At 63.7% G+C, this 18,389-nt stretch carries 16 protein-coding genes; 3 read left to right on the top strand and 13 right to left on the bottom strand.

Features of this window, described 5'->3' with window-relative positions; translation table 11 throughout:
- Positions 1-110 precede the first annotated feature (110 nt).
- Entirely contained in the window at positions 111-1,109 is a 999-nt protein-coding gene (locus tag P3T23_RS12450; RefSeq protein ID WP_429316461.1) for a LysR substrate-binding domain-containing protein, read from the top strand.
- A gap of 17 nt (positions 1,110-1,126) precedes the next feature.
- On the opposite strand, the gene P3T23_RS12445 is transcribed toward P3T23_RS12450, so the two are convergent.
- The 12 genes from P3T23_RS12445 to P3T23_RS12390 form a co-directional block, all read right to left on the bottom strand.
- Complete coding sequence (locus tag P3T23_RS12445; protein WP_429316460.1) at positions 1,127-2,662, bottom strand: FAD-dependent oxidoreductase; 1,536 nt, start codon at positions 2,660-2,662, stop codon at positions 1,127-1,129.
- 20 nt (positions 2,663-2,682) lie between these two features.
- Positions 2,683-3,417, bottom strand: a complete 735-nt coding sequence (locus tag P3T23_RS12440; protein ID WP_429316459.1) for an SDR family NAD(P)-dependent oxidoreductase — start codon at positions 3,415-3,417, stop codon at positions 2,683-2,685.
- Positions 3,417-4,391 carry an NAD-dependent epimerase/dehydratase family protein gene (locus P3T23_RS12435; protein WP_429316458.1) on the bottom strand — a complete coding sequence of 325 codons (975 nt, stop codon included), beginning with the start codon at positions 4,389-4,391 and terminating at the stop codon, positions 3,417-3,419. Before P3T23_RS12435 ends, P3T23_RS12440 begins: the two co-directional genes overlap by 1 nt.
- A 20-nt stretch (positions 4,392-4,411) precedes the next feature.
- The gene (locus P3T23_RS12430; RefSeq protein WP_429316457.1) at positions 4,412-4,834 is read right to left on the bottom strand and encodes a cupin domain-containing protein; all 423 of its coding nucleotides are present in this window, start codon (positions 4,832-4,834) and stop codon (positions 4,412-4,414) included.
- 26 nt (positions 4,835-4,860) lie between these two features.
- The gene (locus tag P3T23_RS12425) at positions 4,861-7,476 is read right to left on the bottom strand and encodes an ATP-binding cassette domain-containing protein (RefSeq protein WP_429316456.1); all 2,616 of its coding nucleotides are present in this window, start codon (positions 7,474-7,476) and stop codon (positions 4,861-4,863) included.
- Complete coding sequence (locus P3T23_RS12420) at positions 7,473-8,342, bottom strand: branched-chain amino acid ABC transporter permease (RefSeq protein WP_429316455.1); 870 nt, start codon at positions 8,340-8,342, stop codon at positions 7,473-7,475. The genes P3T23_RS12425 and P3T23_RS12420 overlap by 4 nt, the downstream gene beginning before the upstream one ends.
- Positions 8,343-8,374: 32 nt before the next feature.
- Entirely contained in the window at positions 8,375-9,607 is a 1,233-nt protein-coding gene (locus tag P3T23_RS12415; RefSeq protein WP_429316454.1) for an ABC transporter substrate-binding protein, read from the bottom strand.
- A gap of 113 nt (positions 9,608-9,720) precedes the next feature.
- A complete protein-coding gene (locus P3T23_RS12410; RefSeq protein ID WP_429316453.1) occupies positions 9,721-11,499 on the bottom strand; it encodes a thiamine pyrophosphate-binding protein in 1,779 nt (592 codons plus the stop codon).
- A 13-nt stretch (positions 11,500-11,512) separates the two neighbouring features.
- Positions 11,513-12,949, bottom strand: a complete 1,437-nt coding sequence (locus P3T23_RS12405) for an aldehyde dehydrogenase family protein (protein ID WP_429316452.1) — start codon at positions 12,947-12,949, stop codon at positions 11,513-11,515.
- Between the two features lie 165 nt (positions 12,950-13,114).
- Positions 13,115-13,714: an NADPH-dependent F420 reductase gene (locus tag P3T23_RS12400; RefSeq protein ID WP_429316451.1), complete on the bottom strand. Its 600-nt coding sequence runs from the start codon at positions 13,712-13,714 to the stop codon at positions 13,115-13,117.
- 76 nt (positions 13,715-13,790) lie between these two features.
- Positions 13,791-14,768, bottom strand: a complete 978-nt coding sequence (locus P3T23_RS12395) for a zinc-dependent alcohol dehydrogenase family protein (protein WP_429316450.1) — start codon at positions 14,766-14,768, stop codon at positions 13,791-13,793.
- A gap of 130 nt (positions 14,769-14,898) precedes the next feature.
- Positions 14,899-15,939, bottom strand: coding sequence for an alcohol dehydrogenase catalytic domain-containing protein (locus P3T23_RS12390; protein WP_429316449.1), 1,041 nt, complete (start codon positions 15,937-15,939; stop codon positions 14,899-14,901).
- Between the two features lie 81 nt (positions 15,940-16,020).
- Between P3T23_RS12390 and P3T23_RS12385 the strand changes: the two genes are divergently transcribed.
- The gene (locus tag P3T23_RS12385; RefSeq protein ID WP_429316448.1) at positions 16,021-16,704 is read left to right on the top strand and encodes a TetR/AcrR family transcriptional regulator; all 684 of its coding nucleotides are present in this window, start codon (positions 16,021-16,023) and stop codon (positions 16,702-16,704) included.
- Positions 16,705-16,897: 193 nt separating this feature from the next.
- On the top strand, positions 16,898-17,617 hold the full coding sequence (locus tag P3T23_RS12380; protein WP_429316447.1) for a hypothetical protein: 720 nt from the start codon (positions 16,898-16,900) through the stop codon (positions 17,615-17,617).
- Positions 17,618-17,691: 74 nt separating this feature from the next.
- Here the strand turns inward: P3T23_RS12380 and P3T23_RS12375 are convergent, their stop codons facing one another.
- Positions 17,692-18,285 carry a helix-turn-helix domain-containing protein gene (locus P3T23_RS12375; RefSeq protein ID WP_429316446.1) on the bottom strand — a complete coding sequence of 198 codons (594 nt, stop codon included), beginning with the start codon at positions 18,283-18,285 and terminating at the stop codon, positions 17,692-17,694.
- Positions 18,286-18,389 lie beyond the last annotated feature (104 nt).

The following is an 18,389-nucleotide window of genomic DNA, read 5'->3' as shown; positions in this document are numbered from 1 at the left end:
ATGGGTCACGTCCAGTAGAGCAACTACCTTGCATGGGACCAGAGTAAGCGCTGACTCTGGCCGACAAAGGAGACAAGCGGAGCGCCCCTCGCTCCGTCCAGGGATCACACATGGACATGCGTCAGTTGAAGTACTTCGTGCAGATCGTCGAAAGCGGCAGCCTGTCGAAAGCCTCGCGACAGTTGTTCATCGCGCAGCCCGCGCTCAGCCAGCAGATGACGCGCCTCGAGGACGAAGTCGGCAAGCCGCTGCTCGTGCGATCGTCGCGCGGCGTGAAGCCGACGGACAACGGCGAGGCGCTTTATCACCACGCGCGCTTCATCCTGCGCCAGCTCGATCAGGCCGTCTCGGTCGCGCGCCGCGAGCACGCGAACGTGAGCGGCCGCGTGAACCTCGGCATGGCGCCGACCACCGTGTGCGCGATCGGCCTGCCGCTCATCAAGCACCTGAAGGCGAAATATCCGGGCATCACACTCAACGTCATCGAGGCGCTGTCGGGCCATCTCGAACACATGACGCGGCTCGGCGAACTCGATCTCGCGATTCTTTTCAGCACGACCGCTGCGCTCGATCTGACCGTCGAAGCCCTGCTCGAGGAAGAGCTCTTCGCGATCCTGCCGCGCGACAGCGCGATGATCGCGCCGCATCGCGCGGACATCACGCTCGCGGAACTGGCGAAGCTGCCGCTCATCCTGCCGAGTCCGGGGCACGGTTTGCGCCGCCGCATCACGCTGGAGTTCGATCGCGCGAACCTGACGGTCGATGCCGTCGCGGAAGTCGATTCCCTGCCGCTTCTGATGCGCTGCGTGGCCGATGGCATCGGCGCGACGATCAAGCCGATGGCCGCCGTCTATTCGCTGCAGAACGCACCGGATGAATGGCGCTGCGTGCGTATTTCCGACGCGCAGATGGTGCGGCGCAATTACCTTTACGCGCTCGCGCCGGAGAAGCTGTCGCTCGCGGCGGCGATCGTGCGTGACGAGCTGAAGCACATTGCGCGCACGCTCATCGAAAACGATATGTGGCAGGGCGTGCGCCTGATTTCCCCCGGCGACGTGCCGGAGCTGGAGCCCGTGCATGAAGATGTGCCCACGCACGACGCAGCCTGAATCCGTCAGTCGTTTCTTCATGCGATCGCCGCCTTTCTGACCGCTCCGGCGCCCTCGCGCGCGCGCTTCGCGGCGAAGCGCCCCGCGCGCCGGCCCGAGGCGAACGCCCACGCGAGATGATGCCCGTGCCCCTTCAGCAGCAATCCGCCCTGCCCCGTCGATCCGGCGGCGAAAAGACCCGCGATCCGCTCGTTGTCCGCGTCGAGCACGCGATGTTGTTCATCGACCATCAGGCCGCCTTCCGCGTGCACGAACACCGCGCGCACCGGACCGAGCGCGATAAACGGCGCGCGTGACAGCGCGTTCGGCCCCGCGAAGCTCGTGACGCTGGCGGCGAGCGCGTTCGCATCCATGCCGGTTGCGGCAGCGAGTGCTTCGACGGAGTTCGCTTCCCGATACACATCCGGCCGATTGCGCCTGTAATCCGCGAGATACGCATACGCTACGCCCGGCGCCGTCGAGACGAAATGCGGCCACGCGGAATAACGCTCGGCAATGCGTCCGTCGAGCACGATATAGCCCACGCCGTTCGGCTGATCCGGCAGGCGATACGCGGGCCGGTCCGTTTCATCGCCGAAGCGTTCGCCTCGCGCGTTCACGAGGATCGCGCCGTCCTCGAACAGCCCGAACGCCGGGGCGAGTGCGGTGGTCAGGAACTTCATCAGGAACGGGCGCAGGATCGCGTCGGGCAGATGCCTCATCGACCATTGCATGACTGCGGCGAGCGAGCGCCACGGTGGCAGGCGCCGCACGAAGTTCTCCTTCGCGGGCGCGATGAAGCGAACCTCCGGACCGAGCGCAAGATCGCCGTTCACGATGCGCGCGCCGCAGCGTTCGGCCATGTGCTGACCATCGCCGGTGGCGGTCGGGTTCACGGCGGCGACCTTCGCTTCCTGCCGGCCCATGAAGCGCGCTTTCAGTTCCGGGCTGTTGGTAAAATCGCCTGCCGCGAGAATCACGCCGCCGCGCGCGTCGATCCGCTTCTTCGCGCCATTGACCTCGAACAGCACGCCTTTCACGGCATGGTCTTCCATCACGAGTTCGACGACACGCGCCCGCACGCGAATTTCCACGCCCGCGCGTTTCGCCCGCCGCGTCAGGTGATAGATGAACGAGCGCGAATTGGGCAGCACGTTATGCATGCGCGGCACACGATGCGGCGGCTCGGGCATCGGCCCCATGAAGCGAATGCCGCTGTCGAGCAGCCATTGAAACGTGTCGGGCATCGCATCGCAGAGCACGCGGCGCAGCGCGTCGTTGTCGCGCGGCGCGAGATCGCCGGCGAAACCAGGCATGTCTTCCCAATGCGCTTGCGGCGTATCGTCGATGCCTTGCGCGCGCTGATGCGGCGTCTGCGATGCGCTCACAGAGCCGATCGACCACGACGTCGATCCGCCCGGCGCGTCGTTCTTTTCCAGCAGCACGACGCGCGCGCCGGATTCCGCGGCTTCGATCGCGGCCGCGAGTCCCGCGCCGCCGCCACCGACGACGAGCACATCGACCGTTTCGTCAGCGCCCGGATAAATGCGACTGGTTCGATTGCGTGTCAACATCTGCGTGGCCCTGGCGTTGATCACACCATGCCGCCGTTGGTCTGGACGATCTGGCCGTCCACCCACGACGCTTGATCGGAAAGCAGGAACGCGACGACCTCCGCGACTTCGTGCGGCAAGCCAACGCGATTGAGCGGACTCAGCGATGCCGAGCGCGCCTTCGCTTCCTCGGTCTTGCCCGCGCGGAACAGATCGGTATCGACCGGTCCCGGCGCGACGGCGTTCACGCGCACCTTGCGCGCGGCGAGTTCCTTCGACATGGAACGCACGAGGCATTCGACCGCCGCCTTGGTCGCGCTGTACGGTCCGACGCCCGGCACCGCATGACGCACGAGCGACGTGGTCAGCGCGACGATCGCGCCGCCGTCCGCCACTTCGCGCGCCGCCGCGCGCAGCACGTGAAACGCGCCGACGATGTTCACTTCGACGAGGCTGCGAAACGCGTCATCGGGAAACTGCGCGACGGGAGCGGGCGGCACGTTGATGCCCGCGTTCGCGATCACCGCGTTCACGGCGCGCCCGAAGTCTTCCTTCACGCGCGCGAAGGTGGCATCGACCGCGCCTGCATCACAGATATCGACGCAATAGCCGCGCACCTTCACGCCTGCCTTATCTTCCCATTCACGCGCTGACGACGACTGGTTCGCATACGTGAAAGCGACGTCCGCGCCGCTCTTCGCGAGCGCTTCCACGCATGCCGCGCCGATGCCGCGTGATCCGCCGAACACCAGCGTCAAGGGTTTGATGTCGTTCATTACTGATCTCCTCGTGCCGCTTCTTGCGCGAAGGCCGCGCGTGTTTCCTCGATGGTCGCTTCGATGCCGCGCTGCAGGTCGTATTTCGGCTCGTAGCCCAGTTCGGCGCGCGCCCGGCCGATGTCGAGCGCGCCCTTCGTTGCACTTAGCACCACGCCGCCGTGCTTGTACGGGCCACGGCTGCCCACGCTGATACGCGCGCCCGGAATCGCGCGATTCACGGCCTGGGCGACATCCGCGATGGTCGGCGCGACGCCGGTCGCGACGTTGTAGCTCCTGTAGCGATGCTTCTCCTTGTCGAGCGCGAGCAGGAGGCCCGCGACCGTATCCGCGATGTAGACCTGATCGACCGCGAACTCCGCGCCGTCATCGGCATGCAGTGGCTCGCCGCGCAACGCGGCTTCGACGAACGTGCGCGGCACGCGCAGGCGCGGCAAGTGCGGGCCATACACCCAACACGTGCGCACGTTGATGCACTCCAGACCGTGATCTCGCGAGTACATCCGGCCATAGTGTTCGACCGCTAGCTTGGTTGCGCCATACACGCTCACGGGCTTCTGCGGATGTTCTTCGTCGATGACCGGCGCAAGAAAATCGCCGTAGGTTTCTTCGGTGCTGACATGCACGACGCGTTTCACGCCCGAGAGACGCATCGCTTCGAACAGATTGATCGAGCCTTCGACGTTCACGCGATTGGCCTTGATCGGAATGTCCGCGCATTGAATGACGCCGACGATCGCGGCGGCGTGAATGACCGCATCCGGCCGGTGATCGTTGAAGATGCGCATCACTTGCGGCCATTCGCAGAGATCCGCCGCAACCGCTGTGAGCTTGGGATGACGCGACGCGAGCGCGGCCGTCGCCGGACTGGTGACGATGTCGGTCGCAATGACGGCATCGCCGCGCGCGAGCAGTGCCTTCACGATTGCGGCGCCGAGCCAGCCGCTCGCGCCCGTGACGAGGATTTTCTTCATGTGTCTTCCCTGATGGAGATTCAGCGCGGCTGCGGCTCTTCGTCAATCGGCGGACTCGTGATGACGAGAAACACCAGCGTATCCGTGCCCGTGCAATGGAACGCGTGGTGCACGCCAGGCGGAATGTAAGTCACGTCGTTCGCGCGCACGAGACGCCTTTCGCCATCGACGGTCAAGATTCCTTCGCCCGACAACACGTGATAGATCTGCTCCTGAACCTTGTGCACGTGATTCTCGACATACGCGCCCGGCTCATAGCACGAGATGCGGTGATCGAAGAAGCGGCTGCCCGTGGTCTCCGGCGTCACGATCGCCTTGGACAACGCCTGATTAAAATGGCCGGGATACTGCACCCACAGCAGTTCGGCGAGATTGCGCGTCACGGCTTGCTTTTCGTTCGCCGCGTTCCTGAAATGCTTATCGTCGGGGATGATGGTCGTCATGTCAGTTCTCGAAGTGTGCGTGGTCATCATGCGGTCCTGCGCAGAAGTTCTTCGGTATCGCCCGCGCTCACGCCGAGCAAGCGCTCCTGCAAGGCGGTGTCGGCGGCGAGTTCGCGCGCGTTGCCACCAAACGCCACGCGGCCGTTGACGAGCACGTAGGCGCGGTCGGCCATGCCCAGCACCGACTCCGCGTGATGCTCGACGATCACGAGGCTCGCGCGCGACGTGAGCCTGGCGACGGCCTCACGCACTTCATGGACGACTGCCGGAGCCAGACCTTCGAACGGTTCATCGAGCAGAATCAGACGGCTTGGCACCATCAACGCGCGCGCAATTGCGACCATCTGCCGCTCGCCGCCCGAAAGATTCGCGGCGCGCGAACGCATCAGCACGCGCAGCTTCGGAAAAAGCTCGCAGATTTCATCGAGCGGCGCGCCGCCCGCGCGTGCGCCGAGCCTCAGGTTGTCCTGCACGCTGAGGTTCGGGAACAGGCGCCGGCCTTCGGGCACGAGCGAAACACCGAGCCGGTTGATGAGATTGGCGCGCATTGCCGTCACATCGTTGCCGTCGAAGATCACGCGGCCCGATGTCGCATGCAGCGTGCCGGTGATCGTGCGCAGCATCGTCGTCTTGCCGACGCCGTTACGGCCGAGCAGCGCGATGACTTCGCCGGTGTTCACGGTCATGTCTACGCCTTCCAGCACGGTGCCGCCGCCGTAGCCCGCGCTCACGTTTTCCAGTTGCAGGAGCGTGCGGCCCGCGGGCCTGGCTTCGTTTGCGTCGTTCGCTGCAACTTCAACCTGGGCATGCGCGCTCGAATCGCCAACACTCGAATCGCCGAGATAAGCGCTGATGACTTGCGGATTGCGCGCCACGTCCGCCGGCAAGCCATCCGCGATCAGACGCCCTTGATGCAGTACCGTGATGCGATCCGACATCGCGAGCACGCGGTCGATGTCGTGCTCGATCAGCAGCACCGCATGCGAACCCGCGAGCCCTCGAATCAGCGCGGCGACCACCTTGCGATCCGATTCGGCGAGACCTGCGAGCGGTTCATCGAGCAGCAGCAGCCTGGCGCTCGTCGCGAGTGTCATCGCGATTTCGAGCAGGCGCTTCTCGCCGTGCGAGAGTTCCGCACACAGATCGGCGGCGCGATCCGCGAGACCGACTGCATCGAGCAGCGACCACACGCGTTCGTTGGTCTGATAGTTCGTATAGGCATCGCGCCAGAAACCGCGCCATTGCCTGCGCGAAGCCTGCACCGCCACCCGCACGTTCTCGAACGCGGAGAGATTCGGGAACACGCTGAGAATCTGGAACGAGCGCGCAAGACCGAGGCGCGCGCGCTTATGCGCCTTCAATTGCGTAATGTCGTTGCCTTCGAAAACGATGCGCCCGCCATCTGGCAGGATGAAGCCCGTCAGAATATTGAAGAACGTGGTCTTGCCCGCGCCGTTCGGCCCGATGAAGCTGTGCAGCTGATTGCGCTTCACTTCGAGCGAGATGCCGTCCTGCGTGACGATCGAGCCGAAGCGCTTCGACAGATTCTGCACGGACAAGACGGCCTGGCTTTCGTCGCCGCCAGCATCGAGCGGACGATACGGCGCGATACGTGCGGGCCGCGCCGGAATGGCGTCGCGCGTGAGCGTCCAGCGCGAACGCTTGCCGAAGCGGCGCAAGAAGCCCTGAATGCCTTCCGGCGACAACAGCGCCATGACGATGATGACCGGCGCGAAGAACAGCCACCAGTTCTCCGTGATCGCGGAAAGACGATCTTCCAGCACGATGAAGGTAATCGCGCCCCACAGCGGCCCGAGAAACTGATGTACGCCGCCGAGCACCGCCATGAGCACGGGATCGCCCGCGTGCGCCCAGTTCAGGTTGTTGGCATAGACGCCTTGCAGCAGCAGCGCCATCAGGCCGCCCGCGACGCCGATCGTGCCGCCCGCGATGAGAAGCGCGATGAGGCGCGTTGTGTAGACGTCGTAGCCGAGACTCGTCACGCGTTGTTCGTTGTCGCGCAGCGCCTGCATCAGCCGCCCAAACGGCGCATGCGCGACGCGCCACAGCAGCCACGACAGCGCGAGCACGACCACCACCGTGAACACATGAAACGACATCGCCGATCTGAACAGCGGCCGCGAGATATTCTGCAAGCCGTTCTCGCCGCCCGTCACCGATGTCCACTTGTACGCGACCTCGAACGCGATCTGCGAGCACGCGAGCGTTAGCAGCGAGAAATACAGCCCTTTGCGCCGCAAAATCAGCGCGCCGATGACGAGCGCGAGGACCAGCGAGAAGAGACCCGCGATCAGCACGCCGGTAATCTCGTTGCCACCGAACGCGCCGAACGTGATCGCGAGCGCATAGCTCGAACAGCCGAAAAAGAACGACGCGCCAAACGGCACGAGCCCGAGATAACCAATCAGAAAGTTGGTGCCCGCCGCGTACAGCGTGTAGACGGCGATCTGCGTGATGCGGTCGATCGGCATGCCGATCGCGAGCGCGGCGCCGGACACGGCGATCAGCACCGCGGCCATTATGGCGATCGGATGACGCGTCGGCCTGGGATGGACGCGCTGCGTCACGTTCGCCTCGCCGCTCACGGGCGTGGCTGCGTTGGTGTTCGTGCGCGCGGTCATTCGAAGCGCTCCCATTGTTCGCCGAAGAGGCCGCGCGGACGCAAGAGCATCACGAGAAACATCAGCGCGTACATGGATGCGGCGGCCGCATCCGGTTGAAACTGGATCGTGATCGACGTCACGACGCCGACCGCGAGGCCTGCCACCACCGCGCCGACGAACGAGCCGAGCCCGCCGATCGCGACGACGACGAACGCCGGCATGATCGCGTTCGCGGACATCGACGGCGACACGGTCCACAGCGGCGCGGCGAGCACGCCCGCGATCGCGGCGAGTGCGCAGCCGAGGCCGAACACGCCGGTCAGCACGCGCGGCAGATTGATGCCGAGCAACTCGACCATCTCCGGATCGCGGCTGCCGGCGCGCAGGATGCGTCCGTAGGGCGTCCAGGCGAGAAACGCGGCCAGCGCGACGAGTGTGCCGACGGTCGCGAACAGCACGGCAACGCGATACTTCGTGATGAGCAGCGGCCCCGCCTCGACGATGCCCGACAGAAACTCCGGCTGATTGAACGGCTTGCCGTCCGCGCCCCAGAAGAAACGGATCAGCGCTTCGATCAGCAACGCGAGCGCGAACGTCACGATGAGGCTGGAGAGCGGCTCCTTTCCGTACAGCCTCCGGATGATGACGACCTCGACCACCATGCCGATCATGCCGACCACGATCGGCGCGAACACGACGGCGGGCCAGCCGAACATCTGAAACAGCTGGTACGCGACGTAAGCGCCGAGCGCGAAGAACGCGCCGTGCGCGAAGTTGATCACGCCGAGCAGGCCGAACGTGATGGACAGGCCCACGGCGATCAGCACGTAGACGAAGCCCAGCACGAGGCCGTTGGCCGATTGGGAAACGAGCGTATCGAGCATGATGACCCCTTGAAGCGTGTGTTGCGATGCCCTTACAGCGGCGGCATGCTGCAACCGACCGTCTGCCTGTCGCCGAAGGCCTTCTCGGTGTCGGCGGCGGTGCTGGACGTGTCCTTGACGACATCGAAGTAGTCGTACTTGTCGGCGATCTTCGACTTCACTTTCACGACCACCGAAGGACGCACGAGCTGGTGATCCCACGAGCGGAAGTAGAACGGCAGCGGGCCGTCGGTGTTCTTCCAGTTCTCGAGCGCTGTGACGATGGCCGTCGAATCCGTCGACTTCGCCGCGTCGATCGATTCGAGCAACGAGCGCATCGCGATCCAGCCGGACCACGCCTTGTCCGAAGGCTGACGTCCGTATTTCTTCTCGAAGTCGGCGGTGAATTTCTTCTCGGCTTCGGTGTTCTTCGGATTGTTGTAATACCAGGGCTTCACATAAATGCCCGCCGATGCCTGCGCGCCGACGTCCCAGAAGTCCGTGTCGGTCACCGCGACGGCAACGTAGGGAATCTTGTCCTTCATCCCCATTTCGTTCCATTGCTTGAGGAAGTTCGATAAGTCGCCGCCGACCAGACCGCCAAGCACCACGTCCGGTTTCGCCTGGCGAATCTTGAGAATGTACGAACTGTAATCGGCCGTGTTTATCGGCACTTCGTCGACGCCGACTTCGCTCATGCCGTACTCTTTCAGACGGCCGCGCGCGGAACGCAGAATGTCCTGGCCGAACGCATAGGAAGGCGTGAGGAAGTACACCTTCTTGCCGATCTGCGAGAGATACGGCATCACGCCCGCGATCTGCACCGGCACGGTCGCCTGCGTGCGGAACGTGTAGCGGCTGCAATCCTTGCCGGTGATTTCGCGCGCCGCTGCGCCCGGCAGAATGAGCGGGATCTTCGCGCGATTGGCGACACTCATCATCGCGAGCGCGGACGAGCTGTAGTTGCCGCCGACCACCGCGACCACCTTGTCCTCGTCGACGAGCTTCTGCAAGTTCTGCTGGGAGACTTGCGGATTCGGCTCGTCGAGCCACGTGAGTTCGACGGGACGTCCAAGCACCTTGCCGCCCGCTTCCTCCAGCGCGATTTCGCTGCCGCGTTCGAGGAATTGCCCAATCGATGCGCCCGGCCCCTGCTTCGAATAAATGAGGCCGATCCTCACCGGTTCGTTGCCTTGCGCGAATGGCGCCGCGCTGAAACTCAACCCCGTTACGAAAGCGATGAACGAGCGATACCCTACCCGCCCGCACGGATTGCGGAAATTCATGGTTGTCTCCTGATGGGTGGTCGGCGCCGCGTTTGTGCCTTTGCGTCGAATCGGTGCGGTGCCCTGGAGCTTGCGTTAAACGACTGCTCTCTCTTTGTTCGCGCTTTTATTCGTCACGCGATATACGGTTTTCCGTAGATCGGCTCCTTGTAGGGAATCGGCGGCAATTGCCACGTACCGGTGGAAGGCGGCCGCACTTCCGCATCGACGTGTACATCGATCACGCACGGGCGGCGGTTCTTCAGCGCCTGTTCGACCGCGCCGCCCAGATCCTGCGGACGCGTGACCGTCACGCCGTTAGCGCCGCACGCGCGCGCCCATGCCGCGAAGTCGGGGTTGTAGCGTTCGCCGGTTTGGCCTTTGTAGAAGGCCGTGCCGATCTCGCGGCCATCGAAGAGACCGTATTGCAGATCGCGAATCGCGCCCCACGCGAAGTTGTTCCAGATGACCCACACCACCGGCAAGTCGTACTCCACCGCCGTGCACAGCACGTAGGGCGTCATCGTGAATCCGCCGTCGCCGACCACCGCGACGCATGGCCTGTCGGGCGCGGCGAGTTGCGCGCCGAGAATGCCGCAGACGCCGAAGCCCATCGACGAGTAGCCCCAGCTGTTGAGCATGCTCTGCGGGCGCTTCGGCTTCCAGAACTGCATGAACCAGTTGTGATGCACGCCGGAATCGAGCGAGAGAATCACGTCGTCGGGCAGTGTCTTCTGCAAGGTACCGACGACGAATTCAGGCCGCAGCGGACTCGTCGAAGCGCCGAAATGCGGCTGCACGAACGTGTCCCACTGGCGCACCCAGCCCTGCACTTCGTCGACCCACGGCGCAAAGCGCCTCGCGTCGATTTCGGGCCGCGCGGCAAGCGCATTGAGCAGTTGCCGCGTGAACACTTTGGCGTCGGCGGCGATGCCGACGTTCGTCGTGTAATTGCGGCCGAGTTCTTGCGGATCGATATCGACATGCACGAGCTTCGTCTTCGGGAAGTTCCACGAATAGCCCGGATGCCAGCTCGACGACGAACGATCGTCGAAGCGCGTACCCACGGTGATGACGAGATCGGCGTGACGTCCCGCCTCGTTCGCGGGAAACGCGCCGTTGCGGCCGATGAAGCCGAGCGTGAGCACATCGTCGGCGGGCACGCAGCCCATGCCGTTCGGCGAGGTAATGACGGGAATGCGCAGTTTGTACTGCAATTCGGTCAACTCGGGACCGGCTTCGGCGAGCGTCGCGCCGTGGCCGATGAAAAGCACCGGCTTCCTCGCTTCGGCGAGCAGATCGAGCACGGCGGCGATGTCTGCCTCGCTCGCACCGGGCCGCACGGGCCGGTCCAGACGCGATGCGGGCGGCAGTTCGACATCCGCCTCTTCCTGGAACACGTTGTAGGGAATGTCGAGATTCACGGGGCCGGGGCGGCCCGTAACCATCGTGTCCATCGCCTGACGCAGCGCGAGCGGCAGCATATCGACGCGCGTGGGCTGAAACGCGCGCTTCACGACCGGCCGCAGCACTTGCGCAAAGTCGGCCTGATTGTGCTTGTACAACTCCTGAAACGGTCCGCGATTATGCTGCGAAGTCGGCACGTTCGCGGTGATCGCCATGAACGCCGACGAATCCGACAGCGCGGTGGCGAGCGACATCACCATGTTCGCCGAGCCGGGGCCAGTGGACGTCAGCGTCGCGACAGGTCGATGCTTCACGCGGAAGTACGCGTCGGCCATGTGGCCCGCGCACTGCTCGTGGCGCGGCGAAATGAGCTGCAGCTTGTCGCGCACGTCGTACAGGGCGTCGAGAATGCCGACGTTGCCGTGTCCGCAAATTCCGAACACGTACGGCACTTTTTCCTTGACCAGCGTCTCGGCGATCAGTTGACCACCTTTCATCATCGGCATTGCTTCGTCCCCTTCAAGTGCTCAGCGTGATCAGACGTTCTTCGCTCATTTCCCGCACGGCGTAGTGCGGGCCTTCGCGGCCGAAACCCGAGTCCTTGCTGCCGCCGTAGGGCATCAGATCGACCCGCGAGCTCGATGTCTCGTTGATGTGCACGCCGCCCACGTGCAGGCGGCGGGCGGCCTCGAACGCCGCGTCGAGGCGGTTGGTAAATAGACCTGTCGCGAGGCCATAGGGCGTCGCGTTGACGCGGTCGATGGCTTCGTCGAGCGTGTCGAAAGGCACGATCGACATCACCGGGCCGAAAACTTCCTGGCAACTCACTTGCGCATTCGGATCGACAGCAGCGAGCAGCGTGGGCGGCACCACCGCGCCCTCGCGTGCGCCGCCCGCAAGCCGCTTCGCGCCGCGCGCGACGGCATCGTCGATCCAGCGCTCGATGCGCTCCGCCGACGCCAGGCTGATGACCGGGCCGACGAGCGTCGCGGGATCGCGCGGATCGCCGTAGGGCAGCTCGCGCACCAGCTGCGCGAGCCGCTTCTCGACTTCCTCGATACGCGAGCGCTGCACAAGCAGCATCTGAATCGACGTGCACACTTGCCCTGCCTTGCGAAAACCCGCGGCCACGATCTTCGGCAACGCGAGATCCAGTTTCGCATCGTCATCGACGATAGTAAAAGCGATGCTGCCGAGTTCCATCTGCGTGCGGCGCAATCCCGCGCGTTGCTGAATCGAGCGACCCACCTCGGTACTGCCCGTGAATGCGAAGAAACGCACGAGCGGTTCGTCGATGAGCCATCCGGCGACATCCGCGCCGCCGTGCACCACACTGATGAGCCCCGCCGGCAATCCCGCTTCGATGAGGCACGACGCCATCAGATTGCCGAGCGTCGGCGTATGCGTGGAAGGCTTCAGAACGACCGCGTTGCCCGCCGCGAGCGCGGGCGCGACCTTGTGCGCGACGGTATTGAGCGGCGCATTGAACGGCGTGATCGCGCACACGACACCGAGCGGCACGCGCAACGTGAAGCCGAGACGGCCCTTCTGTTGCGGCGCGCCATCGAGGGGGATCATCTCGCCCGCGAGCCGCCGCGCTTCTTCTGCTGATAGTTTGAACGTCTGCACGCAGCGCCTGATTTCGCCTTGCGCATCGGTCTGCGTGAAGCCGCCTTCGGTCTGCAGGGCCGCGACGAGCTGCGGCGTTTCGCGATCGAGCAGCACCGCCGCGCGCTCCAGCATGGCGCCGCGCTCGTGCGGCGTGAGCGTCGAGGCGCCGTATGCGCGATGCGCGGCCCGCACGGCCTCGCGCACCTGTTCCCGCGATGCGACATGCAGGCTTGCGGCCGGCGTCAGACGATATTTGTCCAACACCGCCATGCGGTCCGCGCCTTCGACCCACTGGCCGTCTATCAGCAATCGAACCTCGGGCAGCGCAGTGGTTGAATCGGTCATCGAAATTGGCTCCATGCGATGAAGCGCAGTGTAGAGCCGGGTTTGCGCGAGCAAAACTACTGTTTTCCGAGAGCACCTATACGTCGAGCTTATGGCCGGGCGCATGGTGCGCCGCAATGACGCCGAAAACGAGCGCCGGGATCGGCGTTGCAGGAACCGGCAGTCCTATGCGACGACCCAGTCGAGGCCAGCAATCGGGCCACCGGCTTGCTGCATGCGACCGCCTGCAACCAGACCGCCAAGATCCACCGCTGCGTAGCCAAACTCCTTGACGAGACCGATCACCACCGCCTTTGCGTCCTTGTCGTCGCCGGAGACGAAGATGACGCGCTTTCCATCATGAAACTTCGGGCCCTTGACGTAATGCTCCATGCGGATGGCATTGAACGCCTTGACCACGCGCGCCCCCGGCGCATGTGCCGCGACGATCTCGCTGGCGCCCGTGTCTCCCAGGTCAGCCAGAACGAGCTCAGGCTCATATTGCGTAAAAGGGTCGGTGGTATCCACCAGAATGCGACCCGCCCAATCGGGCAGCCCTTCCAGGGCCGACGGGACTTGAAGCCATGGAACGGCGAGCATGACCAGATCGAGCCGGGCCACCTCCTCTACAGTATCTGCCGAAGCCCTCGGACCGAGTCCGGCCACGATCTCGCGCAAAGCCTGCGGCCCACGACGGGCGCTCAAGACAACGTCGTGTCCTGCCTGAATGGCGCTGCTGGCGAGAGACTGCGCTACAGCGCCGGCTCCAATAAAACCGATCTTCATTTCGACACCTCAGCGGTAACATGAGTTGATGAAGCCATGCTCGCGTAGGAGCAAGGCACCTGGGGGAACGGCCAGGTCAGCTGGATGAGCGCAGGTCGAGCAGCACCTTGCCGCCCTTGATTGCGTGAGCGATGGCCTTTTGGTAATCCGCAAGCGGATATACGGCAGCCACAGGCAGGTCAAGTTCCCCGCGCGCCATCAGTTCGGCAGACTCCTTGATTGCGTCTGCGATGTACGGCAGGTATTCGGGAAGGTCGATGTATATGCCGCGCACGACGATGCCTCGCAGATGCAGGTCCATGACCTTGACCGGCATGACCACCTCGCCGCTCGTGAACGCATAGCTCACCAGCGTACCGTTTTGCGACAGCACGTCTATCAAGCGCACTGCAGCCGAACCGCTCAGGCCGTCGATCGCCAGGCGGACGTTGCCTGGACCGACTGCGGCCCTGGCCTTGTCGACGGCGCCTGGTTCATCGACGAGAACGACGTCCCCGCCAGCTTCTTCCAGCTCCTTGACCAGTTCCGGGCGACGCACGAAGTTGATGGTTCGCAGGCCACGCTTCTTCGCCAAGGCGATCAACGTGCGACCGATGCCGGAGTTGGCCGCGTTTTGCACGACCCAGTCACCTTCCTTGAGATCAACGAAGCGCCCGAGCAGAAGTACGGCCGTGGGAGGATTGATGCGCAGCATGGCCAGTTGCTGAGGATCAACGTTGGCAGGCAGCGCAAACAGCCCCCTGGCCGGGATCACCAGGCGCTCGCGCCAGGTCAACGCATAAAGCGGGGGCAACACGCGGTCGCCGACCTTGACTTTGGAGACGTTCGAGCCGACCTGCAGAACTCGCCCGACGCCTTCGTTGCCCACGATCGAGGGCAGCGGAGTCGAGTAGGCGAAGCGATTGGTGACGACGGCCAGGTCATTGCCGTTGATGGGCGCATACTCCATCGCGATCAGGACTTCATCCGGACCGGGGGCGGCTGGCTCCGGAAGGTCGACGAGTTTCAGCGTCTCGACGGGGTTGCCGAAAGCGGTGTTCTGGATAGCACGCATGGCTCACATCCTTTCATGAGATGCTTCGGTGGAAAGCCGAAGGACAATTCTTCGGCACCTGGGGCTTGTTTCGAAATCGTGCAAAGTTGGGGTGGACGCTACCAGGGCACCCCTCATGAAGAAGAACGCCTCACATTGCATAGGCGACGTGGTCCTGGAACGCGAGCAGCACCATGCCGGTCTTTCCCCGGCGGTTGGCATGTTCAATCGCTCCCAGGTAGTCACCCCCCTGATATCGTCCCGCTACGGGGAACAGGCTCGGGAAGTTGCGTGCGAGTTCGAGCGCCTTGGCCAGGTCCGCTTCGCGTACCGTCGCAGCTTCGAATTGCCAGCTGAACAACGACACCCCCTTGATGGTCAGCGCTTGAGGGGCGATGGAACGAATGTCCGTGGTAGCGCCTCCCAGGGAGCCGTAGCTGATGATCGCTCCGCCCCGGGCCAGGAAGCCCGCTACGTCGGACAAGAGCGGGCCGCCGACGCCATCGAACGCCACGTAGACGGATTTGTTCGCAAGCGCATCGCGAAGCTCGTCCTTCCAGCTTTGGCTCTCCGTGACGATGACCGGAAGGTCTGGGCGAGCGGCTTTGAGCGCCTGGCCGCTCGCTGCGGAGCCTGCGAGCAGGATCGGATTGACACCCACTTCGATGAGCAGATGAGTCAGCAGCTTTCCGACGGCGGAATTGGCAGCTGTCTGAATGACTGTGACATCTTTGCGCCTGTCTTCAGGCAGCGCGTTGTGACCGGCTCGCAACGCAAGTCGTGCAGTCAATGTGTTGACCAACATCTGTGCCGCAACCTCGTCGCTCACTTCATCGGGCACCGGTAGCAACGAATGTACGGGCGCGGCGATCATGGAGCTCCAGGCGCCGTTGACGGGAAAGACGGCCACCCGTGTGCCGACCTGAACCCGGTGTGAAGGGGCGACGTCAGCGGCCAGCGCTTCCACCACTCCTACGCTCTCGACACCGGGCACTCGACCTCCCCTCGGGATGAGGGGAGCCGATCCGAAGGCCGGGGAAGCGGAGACGCCCAGCAGGTCGCCCGGGTGAACCGGTGCGGCGGACACGCGCACGAGAGCCGTTCCGCTCGCAAGAGGAGGGGCATCGGAAAGCGCCTCCAGCCTGAGCACCTCGGCAGGCTCGCCGTGGCTAGTGTGAACAATTCGCTGCATCGCAGACTCCTTCTGCAAGGATTTGATTATTGGAGCGATCGCTCCGATATGGCATAATAGGTTTGTCCCTACAGCACGTCAATGATTTTTGGAGCCATGACTACAAAAAAAGATATGCAGCCCCGGCGGAGTCGCGGCAGGCCGTCAACCTTTGATCGCACGGAAGCTCTGAACCAGGCCATGAATCTCTTCTGGGAGCAGGGGTACGAAGGAACCTCCTTCGACCAGTTGATCCAGGCCATGGGAATCAGCCCCTCGAGCTTCTATAACGCGTTCGGCAGCAAGGAGCAGCTCTACCATGAAGCGACTGACGCATACCTGAGCATGTCCGGAGTCTGGTTCGCTGGCGGACTGTTCGGTACGGCCGACACGCGCGAAGCATTCAGGAAGCTTCTCGATGCCACCGTCGTGGAATTCACGCGAAAGAGCCACCCGTCGGGCTGCATGATCTCTCTGGCCGGCACTCACCTGCCCCCCGAACTCGCCTCTATTCGCAAGACGATGGCCGAGCACCGCGCCGACGCTGAAGAGATGATGGCGCAGCGGTTGCGCAAGGGCGTCGAAGACGGCGACTTACCGTCTGACACCGACGTGCCCGCACTTGCTGCCTTCTACAGCGCCGTGACTCGCGGAATGGCCGTCCAGGCACGAGACGGAGGCGGCCCGCAAAAGCTGAAGGCGATCGCAGACATCGCCATGCAGGCATGGCCGGTTCAACCCCGTCGGGGAAAATCTGCAAGGCCGGGTAGCCAGTGGAAATCGTAACTGCGGGCGCTGTCGGCACATTTTCGAATCGACGTCAACAAAGTAGCACGTTGAATGGACGACAATTTTTGAACAAAAACTTTCCGTGCCTTACCGCTGGCCGAGATGGGGGAGGAATCCACCCCTTACCAGGCATTTGAAAGTGTTGCCATCACTTACCCTGAGTGCTCAACCCGTAAGGAGATCAAGCATCATGAGCATACAAAGTGTAAGCGGCTCGCAAACCAGCACGAACCTGCTTTCTGTCGGCGCCACTCGCCGCTCGACCGGCGGCGGCTGCGAAGCGGCGTCGTCCTCGTCGTCTTCGTCGACCAGTTCGACGGACTCGAATCCGCTGTTGTCTGCACTCGATGCGGCGTTGTCGGCGCTTGGGATTAGCAGCACATCGTCGACCACGGCTGCGTCGGGTACGTCGAGCACGACGGTTGCTTCGAGCTCGTCCAGCACCGCAGCCTCCTCGACCTCATCCACGAGCGATTCGTCGTCAGCCAGTTCGGTTTCCGGGGCGCTGCAGGCCTTTCTCGGGGCGCTGTTTCAGGCACTAGGGTCGCTTCAGCAACCGGGCAATAGTGACGGCTCCACGTCTAATGGCACGAGCGGTTCGACGAACTCGATCGCGACTTCTTCCTATGGGGATATTGGTGGGGCGCTGAATGCGCTTGCACAGGAACTCGGGTCTGGCAGCACGACGAGTTCGGGTGCTGCGTCCAGTACCTCGGATGCAAGCAGCAATTCTTCTTCGTCTTCTTCGCAGACGTCGACGCTGCAGACGGATTTTCAGTCTCTGTTGAGTTCACTCGGCGATAGCAACTCGGGCACGTCGTTGCAGTCGTTTGTGCAGACGCTCGCGGATAACCTCAAGGGCAACCCGCATATGCAAACGGTTGGGAGCCTGGTGTCGACTACGGCTTAAGGTAACGAAAGTACAGGCGGTTTTTCGTCCTTCCTGACGACTCCATCAGGAAGGACGGACGCCGAACTCGCTGGTTAGATGCCCGCTTTCGCCAGTATCACGATCGATACGCCCAGCGCCTTGCGCTGCGCATCCTCGTTGCGGTACGAATGCGGCACGTGCCCGGGAAATGCCAGCACGTCACCGGCAATGAGTCCGTGCCGCTCGCCGGCGACGAACACGGCGACCCGCCCTTCGAGACACGTGAAGTACTCGCGTGTGCCCGGCAGATGGGGGCTGCCGCGCATATAGGCGCCGGGCGCGAAGGCCATCGTATCGAGAATGCTGTCGGGCACCGGCTCGGGAACCAGCGGCCGGATCGTCAAGCCGCTGCCGCGATTCTGCGCGGAAATGTCCTCCGCCGACCACTTGCGCACCTTCGCGCGCGGCGAGGCAAGCAGTTCGTCAAGTGGCGCACTGAGCGCGCCGGCCACCTTCATCAGCACCGTCAGCGACGGATTGCCTTCGCCCGATTCCAGATTGGCGAGCGTCGAGCGCGGCACGCCCGACGCCTTCGCCAGCCCTTCCTGTGTCAACGCGCGGGCGTGCCGCAGCGCCACCAGGTTGCGGGCCAGGTGCTGGGCCGCGTGAGCGATTTCATCGGCCGTTTCATGAGAGGTCTCGTCCATCGTATCGACTTTCTGACAAGAAACTGGACATCGCACTGGGACAGGCGACGGGTCATTCTTATTATCAGGCCATCGGGAAGGCGCCGCTGACGCGCGTTCCGCCC

The sequence above is a fragment of the Paraburkholderia sp. GAS448 genome (assembly GCF_050435685.1).
Taxonomy (GTDB): domain Bacteria; phylum Pseudomonadota; class Gammaproteobacteria; order Burkholderiales; family Burkholderiaceae; genus Paraburkholderia.
Note: the sequence above shows the minus strand (reverse complement) of the source record. Positions and strands in the feature narration are given on the sequence as shown.

Coding starts and splice junctions, on each gene's coding strand:
- P3T23_RS12385 (WP_429316448.1), top strand. CDS start 16,021: ATGATTTTTGGAGCCATGACTACAAAAAAAGATATGCAGCCCCGGCGG.
- P3T23_RS12440 (WP_429316459.1), bottom strand. CDS start 3,417: ATGAACGACATCAAACCCTTGACGCTGGTGTTCGGCGGATCACGCGGC.
- P3T23_RS12395 (WP_429316450.1), bottom strand. CDS start 14,768: ATGCGTGCTATCCAGAACACCGCTTTCGGCAACCCCGTCGAGACGCTG.
- P3T23_RS12425 (WP_429316456.1), bottom strand. CDS start 7,476: ATGACCGCGCGCACGAACACCAACGCAGCCACGCCCGTGAGCGGCGAG.
- P3T23_RS12430 (WP_429316457.1), bottom strand. CDS start 4,834: ATGACGACCATCATCCCCGACGATAAGCATTTCAGGAACGCGGCGAAC.
- P3T23_RS12435 (WP_429316458.1), bottom strand. CDS start 4,391: ATGAAGAAAATCCTCGTCACGGGCGCGAGCGGCTGGCTCGGCGCCGCA.
- P3T23_RS12390 (WP_429316449.1), bottom strand. CDS start 15,939: ATGCAGCGAATTGTTCACACTAGCCACGGCGAGCCTGCCGAGGTGCTC.
- P3T23_RS12375 (WP_429316446.1), bottom strand. CDS start 18,285: ATGGACGAGACCTCTCATGAAACGGCCGATGAAATCGCTCACGCGGCC.
- P3T23_RS12380 (WP_429316447.1), top strand. CDS start 16,898: ATGAGCATACAAAGTGTAAGCGGCTCGCAAACCAGCACGAACCTGCTT.
- P3T23_RS12400 (WP_429316451.1), bottom strand. CDS start 13,714: ATGAAGATCGGTTTTATTGGAGCCGGCGCTGTAGCGCAGTCTCTCGCC.
- P3T23_RS12410 (WP_429316453.1), bottom strand. CDS start 11,499: ATGCCGATGATGAAAGGTGGTCAACTGATCGCCGAGACGCTGGTCAAG.
- P3T23_RS12420 (WP_429316455.1), bottom strand. CDS start 8,342: ATGCTCGATACGCTCGTTTCCCAATCGGCCAACGGCCTCGTGCTGGGC.
- P3T23_RS12415 (WP_429316454.1), bottom strand. CDS start 9,607: ATGAATTTCCGCAATCCGTGCGGGCGGGTAGGGTATCGCTCGTTCATC.
- P3T23_RS12405 (WP_429316452.1), bottom strand. CDS start 12,949: ATGACCGATTCAACCACTGCGCTGCCCGAGGTTCGATTGCTGATAGAC.
- P3T23_RS12450 (WP_429316461.1), top strand. CDS start 111: ATGGACATGCGTCAGTTGAAGTACTTCGTGCAGATCGTCGAAAGCGGC.
- P3T23_RS12445 (WP_429316460.1), bottom strand. CDS start 2,662: ATGTTGACACGCAATCGAACCAGTCGCATTTATCCGGGCGCTGACGAA.